2 protein-coding genes are annotated in these 1664 nt (G+C 38.5%); one reads left to right on the top strand and one right to left on the bottom strand.

Features of this window, described 5'->3' with window-relative positions:
- On the top strand, positions 1–1003 hold a 1003-nt coding region (locus BUA75_RS15345; RefSeq protein WP_207549796.1), incomplete at its 5' end, for a hypothetical protein.
- Positions 1004–1111: 108 nt separating this feature from the next.
- Here BUA75_RS15345 and BUA75_RS16025 read toward each other — a convergent pair.
- A partial coding sequence (locus BUA75_RS16025; protein ID WP_165612061.1) for a hypothetical protein occupies positions 1112–1664 on the bottom strand: 553 nt, incomplete at its 5' end.

The following is a 1664-nucleotide window of genomic DNA, read 5'->3' as shown; positions in this document are numbered from 1 at the left end:
ATCGAAACTAGGGGTGGTTTTTGTGCAAAAACGAATTTGGGGACTGACTGCGTCTATGCTTGCGTTAACATGTTTGACCGTGACCGGGTGTGGGAACTCTGGGGCTTCTTCAATGTTCACAACGACTAACAATAATTCACAAATAACAGCATTAAAATCTACACATAGTCTAACAACTTATTCGTCTTCAAAAGCGAACAATAACAAATCTGACCGTATAAAATCTACTTCTACTCCATCTATGAAGAAATCTAATTTGCAAACAACAATAAAAATTTATCCAACGCCGCTTATCGGAGTAATTGAATGGTTAATTAAGCATACACAGGTTCCTATTGGAGCACCGATAAAATTGCCACAAACATCATTAAAAGGATTTCCATCAGCTGTTGTACAAACCACTTCAAACGGATGGTCAGCTAAGATATACATGACTAAACAACCATTTCATACAAATAGTTTACAAATCCTCAAAAAGTCAAAAAATGGCGTATTACAAAATTTAGTTGATTGGGAGTTAGGACCCTCATGGTCAATCGGTATAAATAATATCACTGTCACTAGCATTCCTGCCTTGCATACTGAAAGTATGAATAATTTGCTTAATGGTTTTCCATTAGACGCTGATACAGAATCATGGATATCTTGGTCGCATCGCAATATTAGTCTAGGTCATGGTATTGTTGGAACCATGTATCAGTTACAGAATTTCAGTACAACCCTTGTTTGGAACGAAGGAGATTGGACTTTTATCTTGCCAAATAGTTTAGCAAAAACAGAAATTCAAGTTGCCCATGCGATGGTCAAATATATGAATGTTCATTTACTTCCACCAAGTCCTGGTGTTGCAACTGTACAAATTGGAGTACACGGAGATTATGCAAATGCCTCATTTTTACAAGGAAATGATGTCATCCACGTCTCTATGGCAGGATTCGATGAGACTAATGAAGCTGTGGGAGTTCTTCGCATGGCAGCAAAATGGAAATTACTGAGATTATAAATAACATTGGTTCCTATTAAAGTTGTATTTAGGATAAAAAAAGGACTGTCTCGCTAGGTAGTTTTCACCCTTTTTGAAACAGTCCTGTTTGTGATAATCTTTTACCTGTTAGCTGGTACAGTCACATATCGTAGAACATCCTGAATTATAGTATGTGCATGAATTTCCCGTTTGGGTTGTATATGCTTGTATAGCATCACAAGCAGCACTACACGGGCACACTACCCAATATGGGATTGTCTCACAATTATCATAAGGTTGAGCTAATGCCCACCAGTAAAATTCTGCAAATGCTGTTCCTGGATCAGCAACAACGGTACAGGGGTTAATTCCCAACGGAAACCACGCTGATTCACTTTGACTGTTGTTTTGAATACTATTAATCGCTGTATTGGAATGATCTAATCGTCCTTCACTACTCCAGGTATCTTGCAGAACCCCAAATCCTTGACCATCCTGTGGGGAAGAACAATCACACCCATATCCGAATTGATAGCATGTAGTAGGACAAACATAACAACCTTGATCAACCATTGCTGCTACTGCCATATATCGATCCATACCGTAGATATTCACACCAGAGCCACTCATTAAATTTAAAACAGTTTGAGCTATTGCTTCAGGATCCCATCCGGATTCTATGGCTGTCGATTCTATATCT

The organism is Alicyclobacillus tolerans, from assembly GCF_900142255.1.
GTDB lineage: Bacteria > Bacillota > Bacilli > Alicyclobacillales > Alicyclobacillaceae > Alicyclobacillus_I > Alicyclobacillus_I tolerans.
The sequence above is the reverse complement of the archived record's forward strand: the minus strand, read 5'-3'. Positions and strand labels throughout refer to the sequence as shown.